General features: G+C 51.4%; 16 protein-coding genes. 13 read left to right on the forward strand and 3 right to left on the reverse strand.

Translation table 11 applies throughout. The features are described from left to right. Positions 1-137: 137 nt before the first annotated feature. A complete protein-coding gene (locus tag ACFVTB_RS08555; protein WP_387747443.1) occupies positions 138-812 on the forward strand; it encodes a YdeI/OmpD-associated family protein in 675 nt (224 codons plus the stop codon). Between the two features lie 619 nt (positions 813-1431). Here ACFVTB_RS08555 and ACFVTB_RS08560 read toward each other — a convergent pair. Further along, positions 1432-2718: an MFS transporter gene (locus tag ACFVTB_RS08560; protein WP_387747445.1), complete on the reverse strand. Its 1287-nt coding sequence runs from the start codon at positions 2716-2718 to the stop codon at positions 1432-1434. Positions 2719-2978: 260 nt separating this feature from the next. Beyond that, positions 2979-3455, reverse strand: a complete 477-nt coding sequence (locus tag ACFVTB_RS08565; protein WP_387747447.1) for a MarR family winged helix-turn-helix transcriptional regulator — start codon at positions 3453-3455, stop codon at positions 2979-2981. A 251-nt stretch (positions 3456-3706) separates the two neighbouring features. Between ACFVTB_RS08565 and ACFVTB_RS08570 the strand changes: the two genes are divergently transcribed. The 3 genes from ACFVTB_RS08570 to ACFVTB_RS08580 all read left to right on the forward strand — a co-directional run bounded on the left by ACFVTB_RS08570 (position 3707) and on the right by ACFVTB_RS08580 (position 6419). Then, positions 3707-4093 (forward strand): potassium channel family protein, encoded by a 387-nt coding sequence (locus tag ACFVTB_RS08570; RefSeq protein ID WP_387747909.1) that lies wholly within the window; start codon positions 3707-3709, stop codon positions 4091-4093. Between the two features lie 366 nt (positions 4094-4459). Continuing rightward, a complete protein-coding gene (locus ACFVTB_RS08575; RefSeq protein WP_387747449.1) occupies positions 4460-5317 on the forward strand; it encodes a class II fructose-bisphosphate aldolase in 858 nt (285 codons plus the stop codon). A 235-nt stretch (positions 5318-5552) separates the two neighbouring features. Next, on the forward strand, positions 5553-6419 hold the full coding sequence (locus tag ACFVTB_RS08580; RefSeq protein WP_387747451.1) for a M15 family metallopeptidase: 867 nt from the start codon (positions 5553-5555) through the stop codon (positions 6417-6419). Positions 6420-6731: 312 nt separating this feature from the next. Here ACFVTB_RS08580 and ACFVTB_RS08585 read toward each other — a convergent pair whose 3' ends face one another. Then, on the reverse strand, positions 6732-8426 hold the full coding sequence (locus tag ACFVTB_RS08585; protein ID WP_387747453.1) for a M3 family oligoendopeptidase: 1695 nt from the start codon (positions 8424-8426) through the stop codon (positions 6732-6734). 346 nt (positions 8427-8772) lie between these two features. Between ACFVTB_RS08585 and ACFVTB_RS08590 the strand changes: the two genes are divergently transcribed. The 9 genes from ACFVTB_RS08590 (at position 8773) to ACFVTB_RS08630 (ending at position 19203) form a co-directional block, all read left to right on the forward strand. Further along, positions 8773-9213 (forward strand): pentapeptide repeat-containing protein, encoded by a 441-nt coding sequence (locus ACFVTB_RS08590; RefSeq protein ID WP_387747455.1) that lies wholly within the window; start codon positions 8773-8775, stop codon positions 9211-9213. A gap of 605 nt (positions 9214-9818) precedes the next feature. Next, positions 9819-10976 (forward strand): ROK family transcriptional regulator, encoded by a 1158-nt coding sequence (locus ACFVTB_RS08595; protein ID WP_387747457.1) that lies wholly within the window; start codon positions 9819-9821, stop codon positions 10974-10976. A 35-nt stretch (positions 10977-11011) separates the two neighbouring features. Then, positions 11012-12016 carry an asparaginase gene (locus ACFVTB_RS08600; RefSeq protein ID WP_387747459.1) on the forward strand — a complete coding sequence of 335 codons (1005 nt, stop codon included), beginning with the start codon at positions 11012-11014 and terminating at the stop codon, positions 12014-12016. Between the two features lie 98 nt (positions 12017-12114). Next, positions 12115-13722, forward strand: a complete 1608-nt coding sequence (locus tag ACFVTB_RS08605) for a glutathione ABC transporter substrate-binding protein (protein ID WP_387747461.1) — start codon at positions 12115-12117, stop codon at positions 13720-13722. A gap of 99 nt (positions 13723-13821) precedes the next feature. Then, positions 13822-14742 carry an ABC transporter permease subunit gene (locus ACFVTB_RS08610; RefSeq protein WP_387747463.1) on the forward strand — a complete coding sequence of 307 codons (921 nt, stop codon included), beginning with the start codon at positions 13822-13824 and terminating at the stop codon, positions 14740-14742. Positions 14743-14775: 33 nt separating this feature from the next. Beyond that, complete coding sequence (locus ACFVTB_RS08615) at positions 14776-15687, forward strand: ABC transporter permease (protein ID WP_387747465.1); 912 nt, start codon at positions 14776-14778, stop codon at positions 15685-15687. Positions 15688-15700: 13 nt separating this feature from the next. Beyond that, positions 15701-16717 carry an ABC transporter ATP-binding protein gene (locus ACFVTB_RS08620; protein ID WP_387747467.1) on the forward strand — a complete coding sequence of 339 codons (1017 nt, stop codon included), beginning with the start codon at positions 15701-15703 and terminating at the stop codon, positions 16715-16717. Then, on the forward strand, positions 16714-17697 hold the full coding sequence (locus ACFVTB_RS08625) for an ABC transporter ATP-binding protein (protein WP_387747469.1): 984 nt from the start codon (positions 16714-16716) through the stop codon (positions 17695-17697). The genes ACFVTB_RS08620 and ACFVTB_RS08625 overlap by 4 nt, the downstream gene beginning before the upstream one ends. Before the next feature lie 42 nt (positions 17698-17739). Beyond that, a complete protein-coding gene (locus ACFVTB_RS08630) occupies positions 17740-19203 on the forward strand; it encodes a M17 family metallopeptidase (protein ID WP_387747471.1) in 1464 nt (487 codons plus the stop codon). Positions 19204-19219 lie beyond the last annotated feature (16 nt).

Here is a 19219-nt window from a genome sequence, read left to right on the forward strand (position 1 = left end):
TCTTCTGTTTTTTACAAGATCAATTGGTAGATTCGACAGGATTCGGAAGACTTTGTTTAGAGCGAACAATCGTTCATGGCCCCGTCTGTAATCGGTTATAATAGAAGCACGAGAAGCCGATGGAGGTAGAAGTCAGCATGGAAAAAACGATCGTAGAAAAGCTAAGCTTGCGCAAGTTTGAACGTGTTGCGGTGCTGCGACAGCCGAATGATACAGATTATATGAAAGAACTGGGAGAATATGATGCGGAGCTGGGGGAGGGCGCTTACGATCTTATTTTTGCCTTCGTCTACGATATGGCATCCTTGAAACAGCTAACCGATGAAATTATAACGGGCGGAAAATTGAACAAGAGCGGTTACTTTTATGCCGCTTATCCGAAGAAAGGAAACAAGGTTTATCCAACCTTTATCCATCGCGATGAGCTGCTTGGAGGTTTAGGCAGCGACGAGGACGGTTATATCGGGACAAGCTCGATCAAGTTTGCCCGAATGGTAGGCTTGGATGAAACCTTTACAGTCGTCGGCTTGAAAGAAGACGCAGCGGGAAAAGGAAAAACTTCATCCAAAGCGAGCCAGCGGGTCGATGACTACGCGGAGCAAATAACCGACGTGGAACGAGATTTAGGAGATGAGCCTGCACTGCTTGCATTCTATCAATCGCTGACCCCCGGCTATCGGAAGGATTGGGCTCGCTACGTGTACAGCGCGAAGCAAGAGGAGACGCGCGCCGCACGGCGCGAGGAAATGAAGGCGATTATGCGCGCCGGCTTCAAAAGCCGGGAGCTATACCGGAAAGCGCAAAACGGATAACAAAGCTACTGCTTACTCGTTCTGCGCGGTAAGGGGATGTAGGGGCCATAGCACCAAGTGCACCGCGCGCAGCGCCAAGCGCATCGTGCACAGCCCCAAGCGCACCGAGCGTAGCACCGGGCGCAGTGTTTCACTACATGGCGGCGGTCGCGCAGCAGAATGCAGCACATTAATACGGCAGCTGCCTTGGTTCTTAGTCTTAGCAGACAGCAAGTGGTTTTTTGTGAAATAACTGCCGTTTTGCAGTTATTTGCTCGGTTTTGGGCAGAGGAAGGGTCAATAACTGCATTTATGCAGTTATTTGGTAAGCCAAGTATTCGAATACATACCTTTCCTGGGAAATAACTGCTATTTCGCAGTTATTGGTCCGAAATGCCCTCAAGAAAGCAAAAATAACTGCCAAAAGGCAGTTATTCCGTATTATTAGGTCAGCCAGAGACTTGTGGCTGGCCTATTTTTATAGATGTTCTATGATGGCGATAACAGGGGAAATATGCAGTTATTGGGACCGTAGACCCCATCGTAAAAACTGTTTTCCCATTACCACCAATGACCAAGTGTGAACTGGTTGAGGCATTGGACCTCGAATCGCAGGCGAGGCTATGCTTTGCCCACTAACTTAGACGGCCGCAGAGGCTTTTTCCAATCGCATTTTGCGGATACGGATTGCCATAAGAGAAGCGAGGAAGCAGGTGAATCCGGCGATGACAAAGGCTTGCGAATAGCTGCCGAAAAGGTCCCGTATTAAGCCTGCGCCGTAAGCCGCGACGGATGCGCCGAGCTGGTGGGCAACAAGAATCCAGCCAAACACCATGCCGGATTTTTCGCCGAACTTTTGACTCGACAGCTTAGCGGTCGGCGGTACGGTTGCAATCCAGTCCAGTCCGTAGAAGACAGAGAAGACGACAAGCATAATGGGATCTGCGCCAAGTGCGTATGGCAGAAACAGCAACGACAGCCCGCGCAATCCGTAATACCAGAACAGCAGCCACCGGCTGTCGAAACGGTCGGATAGCCAACCGGAAATCGTTGTGCCGAACAAGTCGAACAAGCCCATCATGGCGAGCAGTCCAGCGGCGGCTACTTCAAGCATGCCGTGATCTCCGCAAGCGGCGATTAGATGGGTCCCAATTAGACCGTTTGTGGAAAAACCACATATGAAAAAGGTACCTGCAAGCAGCCAGAACGTCATGCTTTTGGAGGCATGCCGCAAGCTTTGCAGCGGGGCGAGGAAGATGTTTCCTCGGAAAACAGTTGGGGCAACGATTTCGTCTGAGCCGTAGGGTGCAGCGCCGACATCTGACGGGTGATTGCGCATCCAAATTGCGACGGCAGCCAGAATGACAATAATAGCGGCGACAGCTGTATAGACCGAAATTCGCCAGCCAAAATCGGTTGTTAGTTTAGCCATCAATGGCAAAAACAGCAGCTGTCCAGTCGCAGCACTCGCCGTCAGCAGGCCGATTACTAATCCTTTTCGATGAACGAACCACAGGTTGCTAACCGTAACTCCGAGCACGTTGGCCATCATTCCTGTAGCTAATCCCGATACGACGCCCCATAGCAATTGGTACTGCCAAAAAGTTGTTATAAAAGGAGTAATGGCCATACTTGCCGCCAGCACTGTTAGCGACAAAATAACGACTTTGCGAATGCCATAACGAAGCAGCAGCGCTGCTGAGAACGGTCCAACCAAGCCATATAATAAAATACCGATAGAAACAACACCGGATATGCTGCCACGGCTCCAACCGAATTCATTTTGAAACGGAACGAGCAGGACGCTGGGCAGGGAACGGATTCCCGCCGAAACGAGCAGGGTGGCAAAGGTTAATAGAACAATAATCCATCCATAGTGAAAATGCGGAGTCTTTTGTTCCGTGGTAGTTAAAGTCGAACGATACATCGGATACACCTCTATTTGTATATTTTGCTTGTACATACAAAATATAATGCAAAAACGAATACTGCTATAAAGACGAGCAGTATATGATACTCAAGCCGCAAGCTCTCTGAAAGCTCAGCGCCAAAACGCCAAGCCCAAGCAAGCCTAATCGCAGAGCGTAATTAACCAACGTCGCTCACAACTATAATCACAGAGCGTTGAAGCAAACACCATGACAACTCAAAAGCACTGGCTCATGACAATGGCAATCCCATCCCAGATCAAGAACGCTCCATTAAATCGCTCATTTGTTCCTGATTGCTGGTCAGCATAGCGGCGACGTCTTTGCCTAGAACTTCTTCATAGTTTTTTTTCAGCCGCTTGGAAGCCTCTAGGATCGATGGACCAAGCTCGTTTCCTTTGTCTGTCGGGTACACGAGCACTGTTTTTCCGTGTCCTTTGCGCTCCACGAGCTTCTTTACTTCAAGCTTATCTATAAAACGGGTCAGCGTAGACGGTGCAATCGAAAGCGTATCCGACAGCTCTTTCTGCGTAATGCCCGGTTTTCCGATCACAAGCCGTACGACATAGCCGTATGCAGGCGTCAATCCGGTAGGGGCAAAGGCATCGTCTGCCATACGGGTAATCGCTCGGCTTAACCGATTGGTTGTGAAGTATAGGCAAGTTCGGGTGAACGAGTCGTCATAGGTGAGAGTGGGCTGCGCCGGTTGCCCGTTTTCAGGCAATGAGGTTGTCATACAGCAGACTCCTTTCGGATCGAATAATTGTTTAAACTTTGTATGTACAACGAATATAAGGGCGAGCGCTTTTATTGTCAAGTACTCGTTTTGCCGGCAGCTGCAAGCAGGCTGGTTCCAATAAAATCGCTCTGATATAATTGACGTACGGACTTGCAAAGACAAAAGGCCGTTTAGCCTCGAGTGGTTAACGGCAGGTAAAACGAAAGCGAACGCCATACGACACCGACTAAGAAGGGAACTTGCGCAACGTGGTCTCATTTCTACTCACTCTGCAGCGTTTGATTAAAGCGCTATGGAAAGCTTTTAAAATGAAAAATTTTCAGGCTTTATTTATTTTAGTTCTTATTATGTTGCTATCCGGAACGATGTTTTATGTGAGACAAGAAGGATTATCGGTTATCGATGCGCTTTATTTTTGTGTAGCGACTCTGAGCACAGTCGGACATCCGACATTTGAGCCGCAAACCGTGCTCGGAAAAGTTTTTACGATGGTCTATATTGTAGTCGGAACCGGTTTATTTCTAGGATTGGTCGGCTACATTGCCTATGCGCTAATTAAGCAGCCGGCAGGCGACGAAGATGGAGAAGACGGGGATAAAAAAATCTCTCGGATCAAACAGTTTCGCAAAAGGTAAAAACGATGTAAAGCGTGCGCCAGAGGTGTGCGCTTTTTGTTATTCGACAGATCGTAATAAGCAGCTTCATTTAAAAGTATAGCGTTTTCATTTTCAGCAATGGCAAGGAAAATAGGAAAAGCGGAACGTTTCGATTCGCTTTAGAATGGATTGTTCGTTGTAAAATGGAGTGGAAAACGGCTCTCGACTATGGTTTAATAGCAGTATTGTCATGCAATTCCGGGTTCTGCAAGAGCTTGCTGGAAGGATGCGGACAACCGGCTGCACCAGAAAGAGTATGGAAAACGGCGGCCGTTTAGTAGTATAATAAAGTGTCCAAGCAATATACGGTTATCGGCAGTTACACTCAAAGGAGGATTATATATTATGGCATTAGAATCGATGAAAGACATGCTGAACAAAGCGCTGAAAGAAGGATACGCGGTTGGTCAATTCAACATCAACAACCTGGAATGGACCCAAGCAATCCTGGATGCGGCTCAAACTGAGCAATCCCCAGTTATCCTGGGCGTTTCCGAAGGCGCTGCTAAGTATATTGGCGGCTTCAAAGTCGTTACGGCTATCGTGAACTCGTTGATCGAAGAAATGAAAATCACGGTTCCGGTTGCAATCCACCTCGACCACGGTTCCAGCTTCGACAAATGTAAAGCGGCTATCGACGCAGGCTTCACTTCCGTTATGATCGACGCTTCGCACCATCCGTTCGAAGAGAACGTAGCGACGACGAAACAAGTCGTTGAATACGCACATGCAAAAGGCGTTTCCGTTGAAGCTGAACTCGGTACGGTTGGCGGCCAAGAAGACGACGTTATCGCTGACGGCGTTATCTATGCTGATCCAAAAGAGTGCTTCGAGCTCGTTCAACGCACAGGCATCGATTGCCTGGCTCCAGCTCTTGGTTCCGTACACGGTCCTTACAAAGGCGAGCCAAACCTGGGTTTCAAAGAAATGGAAGAAATTTGCCAAACAATCAAATTGCCACTCGTATTGCATGGCGGTACTGGCATCCCTACCGATCAAATCAAAAAATCGATCTCGCTCGGTACGGCTAAAATCAATGTAAACACGGAAAACCAAATCGAGTTCACGAAAGTGGCTCGCCAAATTTTGACGACTGATTCCGAAGTTTACGATCCGCGCAAATTCCTCGGCCCTGGCCGTGAAGCGATCAAACAAACAGTTATCGGTAAAATCCGCGAGTTCGGTTCCTCGAACAAAGCGTAAGACGCCTATAACAGCCTAATATAAACAGCTGTAAAACAATCCTCCTCGAAGCCGAGGGGGATTGTTTTTTTTGTCTGTTTTGTCGAAGGGCGCTGTCATTTTACAAGATAGAAACAAGTTTTTTGTAAAATAGACGCAACCTATTTCTTTCTCGAAACATCTAGTAGATAGAATAGGTTTAGAAAATAGTTCGGCAGCTAGAGCCGGACTGCATCGAGAGAGAGGGGAAATCAAAATGAATAAAAAGCTGTGGACGGGCATTCTGCTTGTGGGCTGCCTTGCTTTGACGGCATGCGGGGCGGGGGAGCCCGCAACGATTCAAGGCAGCGAAGTCGTAGGTAAATTTGAGGCGCAGGCGCCGACCAATCCGCCAGTAAAGGCTACGGATAAGCCTGACGTAAAGATTGCTTCCAATTCAAATACGAAATCATCTTCATCTTCTTCATCGTCAACTTCAAAATCGTCGGATTCTAAAGGACAAGCCTCCTCCAATGAACGTGCAACCGTAGCGAAGCCGGAATCGATTACTGCACTGGTGAATAAGCAGAACAAACTGCCGGAAAAATATGTGCCAAAAGATTTGGTTTATCCTGACGTTAAATTTACGTTCAACGAGAAAATTGATAAACGGAAGATGCGCAAGGAAGCTGCAGAAGCGCTGGAGAAGTTGTTTGCGGCAGCAAAAAAAGACGGAAAGCCGTTGGCTGGCGTTTCCGCTTATCGCTCGCATGAGCGGCAAAAGCAGCTGTTTAACTCGTACGTGAAGAAAGATGGACTGGAGAAAGCGATGACGTACAGCGCGTTCCCAGGAACGAGCGAGCATGAGACGGGACTTGCGATCGACGTTGCCGGTGCAGACGGAAAATGCAGTGCAACCGACTGCTTCGCCGATAAGCCGGAAGCGAAATGGCTCGCTAAAAACGCCCATAAATACGGCTTTATTATTCGTTATCCGAAGGGTAAAGAGAAAATTACCGGTTACAAATACGAGCCGTGGCATCTCCGTTACGTCGGAACGGAAGTCGCTGCCGAAATCTATAAAGAGAATATTACGCTGGAGGAATACTGGAACGCGGTTCCGGTTTCGGGCAAGGGTAAGTAATAGTAAAGCAGCAGCATACCCGCCGTGCGCCTCCCGGAGTGAGGTGCTCGGTCACACTTCGGCGGTCAAACTTCTCCTAAAAATCCCCTTTGCCGAATTAGGCAAAGGGGATTTCTTTTCCTTGACGAAGGCAAGCATAGGGCTCAGCTCTCGTTCTCGCTTGTGCAGCGCACTGCTTACCAGCGCGTGTTATAGCGCCCGAAGACGCCATGCATCAGGACGCAGCACGTGGCGACGGAAGCCGCACACACTATGAGCCTGCATGAATGAGGTGATCTGTCCAAGCCAGAGCCGGACAAGCCAGCGGACTGCTTACAGCGCTTTATCGTCCACGCTGTTCAGCCAGCCTTCGATGCTGCCAATAACCGACGTGACGCAGCCGTCCTCGAACGGCGAGATGAGACCGGCTTCGCGAACGAGCTCTGTAAAGCTGAGGCTGCCGCCCTGCTTGCACAGATGCAGATAAGCGGCCCAGGCGGCGTCGCGATCCTCGTGCATCTTTTTCCAGAACTGAAAAGCGCAAATTTGCGCCAGCGTGTAGTCGATATAGTAGAACGGCGAGCCGAAAATATGGCCCTGCTTATGCCAGAAGCCGCCTTGCTCCAAGTAAACGTTGCTTTCGTAATTGCGATGCGGAAGATATTTGGCTTCGATTTCGCGCCATGCCCGTTTCCGCTCTGCTGGTGAAGCGTCCGGATTCTCATAGATGTAATGCTGGAATTCGTCGACGGTGACGCCGTACGGCAGGAAGAGGAGCGCACCAGCCAAGTGATGGAACCGATATTTGTCGGCATCCTCTTTGAAGAACAGGTCCATCCACGGCCAAGTGAAAAACTCCATGCTCATCGAATGAATTTCGCATGCTTCGTACGTTGGGAAGCTATATTCCGGAACGGCGAAGCTGCGGCTCTCGTACACCTGGAACGCGTGTCCGGCTTCGTGAGTCAGCACGTCGATATCGCCGGAAGTACCGTTAAAGTTGGAGAAAATATAAGGCGCCTGATATTCGCTGATATAGGTACAGTATCCGCCGCCTTGCTTACCTTTTTTCGCGACCAGATCCATCAGCTCGTTGGACTGCATGAAACGGAAAAACGCATCTGTCTCCGGCGAGAGCTCGCTGTACATTTTGGCGCCATTACTGACAATCCATTCCGGATCGCCTTTCGGCTTCGCATTGCCGGACAGGAAGGCAAGGTTTTCGTCATAGTAGAACAGCTGGTCGACGCCGATCCGCTCGCGCTGGCGCTCTTTCAGCTTCGTAGCCGCGGGAACGATGTGCTCCAGCACTTGGTTGCGGAAGTTAGCAACCATCTCGGCGGTGTAGTCGGTGCGGCTCATACGGGCGTATCCGAGCTCGACAAAATTGGCATAGCCAAGCTTCTTCGCCATTCTCGTTCTGACTTGAACGAGCTCGTCGTAGATGCGGTCGAATTCCTCTTCATGCTCGGCCATAAAGCCGGAGGAGGCTTCGGAGGCCCGTTTGCGTACATCGCGATCAGTCGATTGCTGGAATGGCGACAGCTGCGGCAGTGTTCGCTCTTCGCCTTCAAACATAATTTTGGCCGAGGCGATCAGCTTGGAATACTCGGTAGAAAGCTTATTTTCCTGCTGCAGGTCTTCGATAATTTCGGGGCTGAACGTCTTAAGCGACAGCTCGGCCAGCCGGAACAGCTGACGGCCCCACTTAGCTTCCAGCTCGGTACGGAAAGCCGAACCAACAAGCGCTTTATAGTAGTCGGTTATGTACTCTTGCACAATAGGTCCGTTTTCGTCAAAGAAATCCTGTTCGGCTTTGTAAAATTCATCATTCGTATCAATGGAATGGCGAATGCTTGCGATTTGCTGCATCGTATCGAATTCGCTTCGCAGCTTATTGATGCCGGTCATTGCGCGGTCTTGTTCATCGGCGTTGTTCGCCGATTCAAAAACGCCAAGCTGCTCTTTAAACTGTTGTTCGAATTGTTTTACATCGGGACGTGCATAAGGGTATTCGGTAAATTTCACGTTGCGCACCTGCCTTTATCAAATTTCGTAAGCGGATGGTAGCCCTCGTTTCGAGCCCCTCGCCTATACAGTGTATTCGATAGGAGATCCGTTAATCCTGCCCTTTGCTTGAGGCGGCGTTGGATTCCATTGAATTGCTCCGAAACGGAATGTTGACAGCAAAGCGACTTTAAGGTTTAAGATAGAATAGAAGTAAAAAATTACTAGTTTTTAAAGATGGCATCATGAATCGGCCTCATCATGTCTTGGAAGGCGGTTTAATTGGGATGGTACTTGCTAACCGGCAGGCAGCGAATTACCTATGAATGATTCCAGTGCTAGACCCTCAAAATGACAAGGAGGAATAATGATGAAGATCGTAAGAGAAATGAAAGTGCTTGAAGTGTCCGAATCAAACGTGGCGGGATCGAGCTTTAACAACGTCAATGCGGGAAAAATGAGCTTCGAATGCTGCAATCTCGCACAGGCTACTTTCAATAATGTTAATTTGACGGGCATGAAAATTATCGACGCGAATATGAGTGAGTTCGAGGTGAGTGGAGCACAATGGGGCGGCGCACATTTTCAGCACATTGGTTACTACAATCCGGGAGACCCGGAGTCGAAGCCTCATTCAGTCGGCGTGCGCCTAACCGATTGCGATCTGAGCAACGGAAAGCTTGAAAATTGCAACTTAAGCCATTTAGCGCTGTCGGACTGCGACATTACTGGTCTGACCATCGACGGCGTCCGAATCGACGAATTGTTGAGCCGCTATTTGGAGCAGAACAAACAAACACAAGACTAGTGAACGAAATGAGGAACTTTGATCCTACTTGAGAGAAGTGATCGATCCACCCTTACTTTTAATGAGATCATGTTGCGTGAAGGGACCTTGCATTCCGCTGTAAAGCGGGGGCGGGTCTCTTTTTATTTGTGGTGAATATCAGGCTCGCATTTCTTCGATTTACTATCAAATGGTTTCGAGAAGCTATTATTCCCACCACTGGAGTAATGCAAAACGGCTGGAAAAAGAGAAAAGTTCCGGTGTGAACAGATATCCTATTACCAACCACTGTATTGGTCGAAAGACACAGAAGCTCAAAAATACCGTTTTTATGCAGTTTTCAAAGTATAAATGACCGAAAAAACAAATGTCCTACTAAACATGTAAGGTGTGTGTCATATATAAAAAGGGTTAACCGCTTACAAATTTCAAATGCAAAAAGATCACAAAAATATATGTTATTTATATTGACACCCTTTTAATCTCCATATATTATTAATACCATCATTGGAGAAACTAATTACAAGATTACTTGATTATGATGAAAATTCCAAGGAAAAATTCGTTAAACTAGTCGAATTGAACTACAATTAATCCACTGGTGAAAATAATAGGGAGACTTGCCCGTGAAAAAGCATGATCAAGATTTTATGAAGAAGCAGAATAAGCGAACTGTATTCGAAATCATCAAAGATCAGCATCCGATTTCGCGCGCATCGATTGCCAAGCAAACCGGTATGAGTCCGACGACTGTCAGCCGTATCGTCGGGGAACTGACGGAAGAGGGCTATCTTCTCCATTCCGATCAAGTATCCGAGGGACTTGGCCGCAAGTCGACACTGCTTGGCATAGTCAACGCTTCAGTACTTTCCGTCGGCGTAGAGCTGGATCGCAGCGTGATGAGCGTCGGTATTGTCGATCTGCAAGGCAAGCTCTTGTGCAGCGGCAGCTATTCGCGTTTGCCGGACGAAAGTCCCGAACGGACGATCATTCGGATTAGCGAAGCAGTTGAGGAACTGACCCGTCAGTATGCTATCGACAACAGTCGTATAGTCGGCATCGGCGTCGGACTTCCGGGCATTGTGAACAACGAAGAGGGCGTCGTCGTCTTCTCCGTGCAGCTAGGCTGGAAAAACGTCCAGCTGGCTGAAAAGCTCAAGGAACTGACCGGCTACGAGATAACGGTCGACAATGAATTGAAGGTAAGAGCGCTGGCTGAGCATTTGAAGGGCGCAGCGGTCGGCGCCAGCCGAACGGCTCTGCTGGGCTTCGGTCACGGTGTAGGTTCAGCGGTTATCCTCGAGGGCGAGATTTACCGAGGCGTGATGAACAGCGCCGGCGAGATTGGGCATACGACGGTCGACCCAAGCGGCATGATGTGCGAGTGCGGAAAGGCAGGCTGCTTGCAGACCTATATCAACATCAGCTCGTTGCTTTCGGAAGCCAATCGCATCCGCCCGGTCGCCACGATCGAGGAACTGTTCGAAGCGAGAAAAGCGGGCGAGCATTGGGCTGTGCATTTGATCGATCGAGCGCTCATGTATATGGCCATAACGGTCAACAACATCGTCTGCATGTACAACCCGGACAGCGTCATTTTAAGCGGTGAGCTGGTAGACAAGTTCCCTGAGATTTACGAAGAAGTGGAGCGGCTTTACCTATCTCGCTATATATGGGCGCCGCTTAGCGGATCTTACGCCTTTCACCGTTCCAAGCTGAACGAGCGAGGCGTTATGATCGGCTCCGGACTGTTGTCGCAAAACCGGTTTTTCGCACTGGATTAGAAACAAACGAACGAATGATTAGGAGGCATACCCAAATGTCATTTACAACATTGGTGGAAGAATATCGCGGGGGCGTGCTGGAAAATGTTCATTACGGCGCAGTCAGCGTCGTCGACGAAACGGGACGCATTCTGTATAAAGCGGGCAACCCGGAGCATATGACCTTCCTGCGCTCGGCAGCAAAGCCTTTTCAGGCTCTGCCGGTCATGAAGAGAAGAGTTGACCGGACATACGGGCTGACGGGAGCCGAGACGGCAATGTTCGCCGCTTCTCACCGCGGAGAGTCGTACCATATTGAAGCACTCGAATCGATGTTTCAGAAGATGGGGCTAAGCGAGGAGCAGCTGCACTGCTGCGCTACCTATCCTTTGAACGAGGATGCGAAAGCGGAGCGTCACCGCAACCAGGAGGCGAAACGCCGGATTTTCCATAACTGCTCCGGCAAGCACGCAGGTCTCATGGGACTGAGCAAGCAAATGGGCTGGGACGTGGAGTCGTACTACAAACCGGAGCATCCGGTCCAGCAAGAAATTATGGAGGCGATGGCTTACATTGCTGAAGTGCCTCAGTCGTCGATTCCGCAAGGCATTGACGGATGCGGACTGCCGATTTTTGCGCTGCCGCTTCATAAAATTGCGTATTCCTACCTGAAACTGGCTTGTCCGGACCTAGTGCCGGATGAAGAAGTGCGGAAGGCGCTCGCTTTGACGGGCAGGGTGATGAACGAGAATCCGGATATGATCGCTGACCGGCAGTTCGTCTGCTCGGCGCTGCTGAAGGACGACAATCTGTCGGCCAAAGGCGGAGCGAAAGGTGTCTACGGAATCGGTCTCCGCAAGGAACGGATCGGTATCTCGCTCAAAGTATCTGATGGCTCCGAGCTGGTGTGGCCATGCATCATCGCTTCGATTCTGGAGCGGATTGGCTACGAGAACAAGGAAACGATCGACCGGCTGTATGCGCTTGTGCCGAATGTTATCGTCAATGACGGCGGAACTGTCGTCGGCGAACGCAAAGCGGTTTTCCAATTGCAGTCCTAAAGGCAGCAGAGACGAGAATAATCTCGACGTTAAGGTTAGGTATATGACCATACGGCGGGCTGTTCTAATACATCAATTTACATCGGGGAGTGGAGAACATGAAAGCAGGAAGAAAAGTATGGTCCGTACTGATGCTGACGCTCATTATCGCCGTTATTGCGGCGGGCTGTGGCGGCGGCAACGGCAAGAACACTGGCGGCAATGCGCAACCTGGCAACTCCGCAGGAACAACAAAGACGTCGACCAAAGACAATAAAGACGTCGTGATCGCGGTTAACGCCAACTTTATTACGCTTGATCCGCACAATGCGAGCGACACCAATTCGATCAGCGGCGCAAGAACGATGTACGAGGGTCTGCTCGGTTTTGACGAGAATATGGGCCTCTCGCCGGCACTCGCTACAGAATATAAAATCAGCGACGACGGCCTGACTTATACATTCACGTTGCGTGAAGGCGTGAAATTCCATGACGGCACTGATTTCAACTCCGAAGCGGTAGCAATCAACATTGCCCGCATTCAAGATGAGAAGAACAACCTGCGCCTGCGCAAAAGCTTTGCGAAAGTAGCAAAAGTCGAAACGCCTGACGCGAAAACTGTTGTATTCACGCTTACTGAGCCGTACAACGCGTTCCTGAACAAAGTGGCGATGGCTGGTATGATCAGCCCGAAAGCACTGGAAGAGAAAGGCGAGAATATCGTCAAAGAGCCAGTTGGCACAGGCGCTTTCAAATTTAAAGAGTGGGTACAAGGCGACCGTCTGGTCGTTGTAAAGAATGAAGAGTACTGGCAAGTTGGCGTTCCTAAAGTGGACAGCGTAACGTTCCGTCCGGTGCCAGAGAACGGTTCCCGTATCGCTATGCTGAAGACGAGCGAAGCTGACTTCATCTATCCGATGCCTACGGAGCAAGTATCCGAGGTTGAAGGCGTGGAAGGCATCAAAATCAACAAAGTCGATTCCACAATCGTTCGCTACGTAACGCTGAACACAACTAAGAAACCGTACGACGACCTGAAGGTACGTCAAGCGATCAACTATGCAATCAACAAAGAAGCTTACATTAAAGTTGTAAAATCGGGCCTCGGCAAAAAGCTGGACTCGACCATGTCTTCGAAAACGCAGCACTACTCGCAGCAAAACGGCTATGACTTCGACCTGGAGAAAGCGAAATCGCTGCTTGCCGAAGCGGGTTATCCGAACGGCTTTGAAGCGGAAATCTGGGGCGAGAACGATTCCGAGACCATTAAAGGCATGCAGTTCATCTCACAACAGCTTGCTCAAGTCGGCATCAAAGTAGAAGTGAAATCGATGGAGGGCGGCACGCTGTCCGACATGATCAACTCTGCAAAAACGCCTGAAGAAGCAAAAATTCAAATGTGGTACGTTAGCTGGTCGCCGTCTTCCGGCGATGCCGATGGTGCAACAAGAGGTCTGTTCAGCAGTGAAATGTGGCCGCCAGCAGGCGCTAACACCGCTTACTACAAAAACGAGAACGTAGATAAATGGATCGCTGAAGCGAACAAGTCGATTGATCCGAAAGTAGCGAAAGATATCTACGCGAACATTCAAAAAACGATTTGGGAAGACGCGCCTTGGGCGTTCATGGGCGTCGATCAAATCGTATCCGGCAGCCGCGATTATTTGAACGGCGTGAAGGTTTATCCAGACGGTTCCATCAACATTCGTCAGGCAGAAGTGAAATAATCGTCTACGTCAAACAGGCTTTAAAAAAAGGGGCCGCTTCCCGGACATCGGGAGCGGCCCCGCTATATCATCGGTCGAAACGGAAGGAGGCTAATAGGGTTGGGTAGATATGCTTTGCAAAGACTTCTCGGGGTCATTCCGCTGTTGTTCGTCGTATCCGTTCTCGTCTTCATGTTCATCCACTTAATTCCGGGCGACCCGGCGCGCTTGATTGCCGGCAAGGATGCTACGTTGGAAGAAATCCAAGGCATCCAGGAACAGCTCGGCCTTAATTTGCCGCTTTGGCAGCAATATATCAACTATATGGGCGACTTGCTAAAAGGTGATTTGGGTCAGTCGATCCGTTCGGGTCTGCCGGTTACCGAAATGCTGGCGAGCCGCATTATGCCGACAATCTGGCTTACGCTGCTTAGCATGGTATGGGCGACGGTGCTGGGTCTCGCGATCGGCATTATTTCGGCCGTGTACCGCAACCGCTGGCCGGATTACGTCGGCACGCTGACTGCCATTTCAGGGATGTCGGTTCCAGGCTTTTGGCTAGGGCTTGTGCTCATTCAGCTGTTCTCCGTCGAACTGGGCTGGTTCCCGACCGGCGGCGTTGATTCGTGGAAATCTTACATTTTGCCGTCCATTACGCTTGGAGCGGGCATTATGTCGATGCTGGCGCGCTATTCGCGAGCGTCGATGCTCGAGACGATGCGTGAGGACTATATTCGGACCGGCCGTGCGAAGGGTTTGCGCGAGTTTATCGTTATCGGCAGTCACGCGTTGCGTAACTCGCTCATTCAAGTCGTGACGGTAGCCGGCTTGCAATTTGGCTTCCTGCTTGGCGGCTCTGTAATGGTCGAGACGGTATTCAGTGTTCCGGGAATTGGCCGACTGCTTGTCGATTCCATTTTGTTCAGAGACTATACCGTTATTCAAGCCTTGCTGCTTATTTTCTCAACGCAATTCATTCTAATTAACTTGATCGTCGATTTGCTGTACGGCGTACTTAACCCGAAAATCAGGTACTCCTGATGAAGGCTGCCGGATTTGCTTAGGAGGGATAGCATGAGCGACAATTCGCAGGCAATGGGAGCAGGTTCTCCCTTAGCCGCAGAAGCGACGGCCCCGGAGCGACAAAAGGGCCGATTTAAACAGTTTTTCCGCAAATTTTGCAAACAACGAATGGCCGTCGTAGCGGCTTGCTTTATCATATTGCTTTTCATCGTGGGGCTGATCGGACCTTTCTTGACACCGTACAACCCGGAAGAGCCTAATTACGACGTGCTTATGGCAGGGCCTTCTGCCAAGCATTGGGCCGGCACGGATGAATACGGACGGGATATTCTAAGCCGCTTAATGGACGGTACACGCCTGACGCTCGCCGTCAGCTTGAGCGCCGTTCTGATCGCTGCTGTTCTCGGCACGATTCTCGGTTTGCTCAGCGGCTATTATGGCGGCTGGCTGGATCGGCTAATTATGCGTGGCAGCGACGTGTTGTTCTCATTCCCTGATTTGCTGCTGGCGATCGGTATTGTAGCGATTCTTGGTCCCGGCTCGACCAATGTGGTCATCGCCGTTGCGGTATTCGGCACGCCGTCGTTTGCCCGCATCATCCGAAGCGTAACGCTTTCCGCCAAGGAGACGCTGTTTGTCGAAGCGGCCAAATCGATGGGTGCAAAGGACAGTCGTATTATTTGGCGTCATATTTTCCCGGAGACGGTATCGAGTATCATCGTTAACGTATCGATGAGGATCGGCAGCGCGATTCTTGCCGCTGCTTCACTCAGCTTCCTCGGCATGGGCGCGAAGGCGAGTGAGCCGGACTGGGGCGCGATGCTGAGCATGGGACGCGATTATTTGAGCATTGCTCCTCATATCGTCTATTTCCCAGGCTTAACGATATTTTTGACGGTGCTGGCCTTCAACCTGGTCGGGGATGGATTGCGCGATGCGCTTGATCCCAAAATGAAAAACTGAGGAGGGACGAGACGTGGCTCAACATTTGCTGGAAGTGCAAGGGTTAAAAACCGAGTTCAAGCGCGGCGGCGGCAGCATTCAGGCCGTTGCGGGCGTGGACTTTCATATTAAAAAAGGCGAGGTGCTTGGCCTTGTCGGCGAATCCGGCTGCGGCAAAAGCGTAACCTCTCTCTCGATCATGCGGCTGTTGAAGGACACGCCGGGTAAAATCGCCGGAGGCTCGGTGACGTTCGAAGGAACTGATTTGACGAAAATACCGGAGAGCGACATGCGGCGCATTCGCGGCAACGAAATGGCGATGATTTTCCAAGAGCCGATGACGTCGCTGAATCCGGTGCTTCGCATAGGCAAGCAGCTTTCCGAGCCGATCATGCTTCATATGGGCTATAACCGGAAAAAAGCGCGGGAGCATGCGGTGCATATGCTGGAGCTGGTTGGCATTCCGCGCGCCAATGAGGTGTTTGACGACTATCCGCATCAGCTGTCCGGCGGCATGCGGCAGCGGGTGATGATTGCGATGGCGATGTCCTGCAATCCGAAATTGCTAATTGCCGACGAGCCTACGACGGCGCTCGACGTGACCATTCAGGCGCAAATTCTCGATTTGATGAAGCGTTTGAAGGAAGAGCAGGATATGGGCATGCTGCTCATTACGCATGATCTTGGCGTCGTGGCCGAGCTTTGCGACCGGGTGGTCGTCATGTACGCGGGCCGCGTCGTAGAGGAAGCGCCAGTACGGGAGCTGTTCGAGAACCCTCAGCATCCGTATACGAAAGGATTGATTCAATCCGTTCCGAAGCTGCGCCAGAAGGTGCGCCGCCTTGATTCCATTAAAGGAAACGTGCCGGATCTATCGCAAATGCCGGCGGGCTGCAAATTCGCGCCGCGCTGCCAGTTTGCAATGGAACGCTGCCAAACGGAAGAGCCGGCGCTGCTGGCGATCGAAGGCGGACAAGGACGGAAAAGCCGCTGCTTCCTGACGGAGGAGCAGGCGATGGAAGCAAGTTCGGAAGGAGGGAGAAAGGGATGAATGGAAACGGCAAGGAAACTCCGCTAATTGAAGTGAAAGGCTTGAAGAAAGCATTCGAGATCAAGAAAGGCTTTCTCGGGCAAAAGAAGCTGCTGAAGGCGGTCGACGGCGTTTCGTTTGCGATCCGCAAAGGCGAGACCTTCAGTCTCGTTGGCGAGAGCGGCTGCGGCAAATCTACGACTGGAAGACTTGTAACTCGGCTGCTTAAGCCGAGCGAAGGTGAAGTATGGTACGACGGTCAAAATATTAGCGGCTTATCCGACAACGCGATGCGGCCGATTCGAAGAAATATTCAAATGGTTTTCCAGGACCCTTACGCCTCGCTTAATCCACGCATGAAGGTAAAGGATCTCGTTGCCGAGCCGCTGCTCATTCATACGAAGCTGACACCCGGCGAACGCGATAAGCTGGCCAGCGAGCTGCTGGAGACCGTTGGCTTGAACAGCTTGCATGCCGAGCGCTATGCGCATGAATTCAGCGGCGGGCAGCGCCAGCGGATCGGCATCGCTCGTGCCCTATCGGTACGCCCGAGTCTGATTGTAGCGGACGAGCCGGTATCGGCGCTCGACGTATCGATTCAGTCTCAGGTGCTGAACCTGCTGCAGGATTTGCAGGAGGAGTACGGTCTGACTTACCTGTTCATCTCCCACGACCTCAGCGTCGTTGAGCATATTAGCGATAGAATCGGCGTCATGTATTTGGGCTCGCTGGTCGAGACCGCAGACAAGGACGCGCTGTATGACAAGCCGCTGCATCCTTATACGCAGGCGCTGCTGTCTTCGGTGCCTGTACCCGATCCAAGTCTGAAAAAGGAACGGATCATATTGAAAGGCGATCTCCCGAGTCCGGTAGATCCGCCTACAGGCTGCCGGTTCCATACCCGCTGTCCGTCCTGCATGGAAATTTGCAAGACGCAAGCGCCGATTTTCCGGGAAGTCGAGCCAGGCCACGAGGTTGCCTGCCATTTGTACAACGAGTAGCCCCTGACGGAATACGAAACTTAACGAAAAGAAGGGTTTAGGATGACGATCTGGATCGATTCCGCCGACTCGGCGGATGTTCTCGTTCATTTGGCATACGAGGGCGAAAGCTTTCCTTATAAGCTGGCTGAAGCGCATAAGCGCGAAGGCGGCGTAACTTGGCTGTTCGGGCGATCTGAAGGAGAGCCGGATATCGTCGCAATCGGCATGGGTGTACGCGTCGGAACGACGCTGGAGGCGGTTCGCCGCGCTGGCGGCCGCGCCGCCCGTGCGATGCTGCGAGAAGGACGGACCGGAGCTGCTTTGGTTCGGGACGCGGCCGCCTATGGGCGTGGCGGCGAAGGCTTGGCTTCCGCTGACTGGCTGCAAGCATGGATTGAAGGCTGGCAGCTCGGCTTGTACCGTTTCCAGCCTTATCGGAATAAGACGCGTTCGGACGAGACGGTCGCCTTACGGCTTCAGTCGAATGATTGGCCTGAGCTGAGCAAGGATGTTATGGCAAGTGTCCTTGAAAAAGCCCGCATCCGCGCTGCCGGGGCGATGCTGACCCGTGACCTGGTCAACGAGTCGCCGGGTACGCTTCATCCGGAGCGTTTTGCGGCATGGATGGAGGAGCATTTCGGTCAATTCGGACAAGGCGTGCATGTCCATGTTTACCGCGGTCGCGAGCTTGAGGAGCGGCAGATGAACGGCTTGCTGACAGTCGGAGCAGGCAGTCAGTATGAACCGGCGCTCGTTGAAATCCGTTACGAGGGCGGAGCCGATCTTCCGATGCTCGCTCTGATCGGGAAGGGCGTAACATTTGATATGGGCGGCATGAACGCGAAGACAGCGAGCGATATTAGCGATGCCCGTATGGACATGGGTGGAGCGGCGGCAGTCGTCGGGGCTATGGATATTATGATCCGTTCGCGCGCTGCGGTGAACGTGACGGCGCTTATTCCGGTGGTGGAAAACGTGCCCGATGCGAATGCGACGCTGCCGTCCTCCGTTATCCGCTATCCGAATGGCTTGACCGTACAGATCGCGAACACGGACGGCGAAGGGCGATTGATTATTGCTGACGCGCTGCTTCACGCTGCCAATATCGGCGCTGAGAAAGTCATCGATATCGCTACGCTGACCGGCAACGTAGGTTCGGCGCTCGGTCTTGGCATCGCCGGCATTTGGGGCGATTCGGACATGGCGGCGGGTCTTGTATCGATCGGCGAGCGTAACGGGGAACGGCTATGGCCGATGCCTTTAATGGACGAATACGAGAGCGAGCTTCACAGCCTCTATGCCGATTTGCGAAATGTCGGCACATCGCCTTATGGCGGAGCGATTATCGCGGCGTTGTTTATTCGCCGTTTTGTCGCGAGCGGCATGAAGTGGACGCATATCGATATGGCTAATACCGTGCAGTACAAGCAGGACGCTGGCTATTCGGAAGCGGGCGCGACCGGCTATGGCGCGCGATTGCTCGCCGATTACGCCGTGCTGGAGGCCAGCCGGACGACTGTGTGAACGGAAGGATGGAGAG

The organism is Paenibacillus sp. NPDC058071 (assembly GCF_042885235.1).
Taxonomy (GTDB): domain Bacteria; phylum Bacillota; class Bacilli; order Paenibacillales; family Paenibacillaceae; genus Pristimantibacillus.

Coding starts and splice junctions, on each gene's coding strand:
- ACFVTB_RS08565 (WP_387747447.1), bottom strand. CDS start 3,455: ATGACAACCTCATTGCCTGAAAACGGGCAACCGGCGCAGCCCACTCTC.
- ACFVTB_RS08625 (WP_387747469.1), top strand. CDS start 16,714: ATGAATGGAAACGGCAAGGAAACTCCGCTAATTGAAGTGAAAGGCTTG.
- ACFVTB_RS08555 (WP_387747443.1), top strand. CDS start 138: ATGGAAAAAACGATCGTAGAAAAGCTAAGCTTGCGCAAGTTTGAACGT.
- ACFVTB_RS08590 (WP_387747455.1), top strand. CDS start 8,773: ATGATGAAGATCGTAAGAGAAATGAAAGTGCTTGAAGTGTCCGAATCA.
- ACFVTB_RS08615 (WP_387747465.1), top strand. CDS start 14,776: ATGAGCGACAATTCGCAGGCAATGGGAGCAGGTTCTCCCTTAGCCGCA.
- ACFVTB_RS08575 (WP_387747449.1), top strand. CDS start 4,460: ATGGCATTAGAATCGATGAAAGACATGCTGAACAAAGCGCTGAAAGAA.
- ACFVTB_RS08630 (WP_387747471.1), top strand. CDS start 17,740: ATGACGATCTGGATCGATTCCGCCGACTCGGCGGATGTTCTCGTTCAT.
- ACFVTB_RS08605 (WP_387747461.1), top strand. CDS start 12,115: ATGAAAGCAGGAAGAAAAGTATGGTCCGTACTGATGCTGACGCTCATT.
- ACFVTB_RS08560 (WP_387747445.1), bottom strand. CDS start 2,718: ATGTATCGTTCGACTTTAACTACCACGGAACAAAAGACTCCGCATTTT.
- ACFVTB_RS08600 (WP_387747459.1), top strand. CDS start 11,012: ATGTCATTTACAACATTGGTGGAAGAATATCGCGGGGGCGTGCTGGAA.
- ACFVTB_RS08580 (WP_387747451.1), top strand. CDS start 5,553: ATGAATAAAAAGCTGTGGACGGGCATTCTGCTTGTGGGCTGCCTTGCT.